The following is a 1,547-nucleotide window of genomic DNA, read 5'->3' as shown; positions in this document are numbered from 1 at the left end:
CCGCCGCACACACCGTCACCAACTCACCGCACACCGACGGATCCGGAGCCACCGTCACCGTGGTCGTCGTGCCGGCCGGGCTCACCGTGACCGACCCAGTTCCGACAGAGCCCGCGAAGCACGGCCCCTCACCGTTGTACGTCGCGATCACCGTGCCGGAGGCCAGGGTCGTGGTGGTCAGGCAGGCCTTGCCGTTGGCATCCAGTACCACCGTCTGGTTGAGGCCACCAGGTCCGGTGAACGTCACCGTGCCCGTCGGAACACCCGAACCCGGAGCGTCCGTCGTCACCGTCGCGCACACCGTCACCAACTCACCGCACACCGACGGATCCGGAACCACCGTCACCGTGGTCGTCGTATCGGCCGGGTCCACAGTCACGCCAACCGTGTCCGAGGACACCTCGAAGCAGGCCGCACCGTTGTAGGTCGCCGTCACGGTGCCGGTGGCCAGAACCGTGGTGGTCAGGCAGGCCTTGCCGTTGGCATCCAGTACCACCGTCTGATTCAGCCCACCCGGACCGGTGAACGTCACCGTGCCCGTCGGCGTACCCGAACCCGGCGGAAGCGTCGTCACCGCCGCACACACCGTCACCAGCTCACCGCAGACCGACGGATCCGGAGCCACCGTCACCGTGGTCGTCGTATCGGCCGCGCCCACGGTCACGCCAACCGTGTCCGAGGACACCTCGAAGCAGGCCGCACCGTTGTACTGCGCGGTGACCGTACCGGAGGCCAGCGAGGTCGTCGTCACACACGCCTCACCGGAACCGTCCAGCCCCACCGTCTGGTTCAGCCCACCCGGACCCGTGAACGTCACCGTGCCCGTCGGAACACCCGAACCCGGCGCATCCGTCGTCACCGCCGCACACACCGTCACCAACTCACCGCAGACCGACGGATCCGGAGAGACGATCACCGTGGTCGTCGTGCCGGCCGGGCTCACCGTGACCGACCCGGTTCCGACAGAGCCCGCGAAGCACGGCCCCTCACCGTTGTACGTCGCGATCACCGTGCCGGTGGCCAGGGTCGTGGTGGTCAGGCAGGCCTTGCCGTTGGCGTCCAGTACCACCGTCTGATTCAGCCCGCCGGGACCGGTGAACGTCACCGTGCCCGTCGGAACACCCGAACCCGGCGCATCCGTCGTCACCGCCGCACACACCGTCACCAACTCACCGCACACCGACGGATCCGGAGAGACGATCACCGTGGTCGTCGTATCGGCCGGGTTCACGGTCACGCCAACCGTGTCCGAGGACACCTCGAAGCAGGCCGCACCGTTGTAGGTCGCCGTCACGGTGCCGGTGGCCAGAACTGTGGTGGTCAGGCAGGCCTTGCCGTTGGCGTCCAGTACCACCGTCTGATTCAGCCCGCCGGGACCGGTGAACGTCACCGTGCCCGTCGGAACACCCGAACCCGGCGCGTCCGTCGTCACCGTCGCACACACCGTCACCGACTCACCGCACACCGACGGATCCGGAGCCACCGTCACCGTGGTCGTCGTGCCGGCCGGGCTCACCGTGACCGACACGGTTCCGACAGAGCCCGCG

General features: G+C 68.6%; 1 protein-coding gene. It reads right to left on the bottom strand.

Annotated features, from left to right (window positions below; translation table 11 throughout):
* Nucleotides 1–1,432, bottom strand: a 1,432-nt coding sequence (locus ABZT12_RS39310) for an Ig-like domain repeat protein (protein WP_356394671.1), incomplete at its 3' end; no start/stop codon positions are given.
* Between the last annotated feature and the right edge of the window lie 115 nt (nucleotides 1,433–1,547).

The sequence above is a fragment of the Streptomyces sp. NPDC005423 genome (assembly GCF_040606415.1).
Lineage (GTDB): Bacteria > Actinomycetota > Actinomycetes > Streptomycetales > Streptomycetaceae > Streptomyces.
This window is presented reverse-complemented; position numbering and strand designations above follow the sequence as displayed.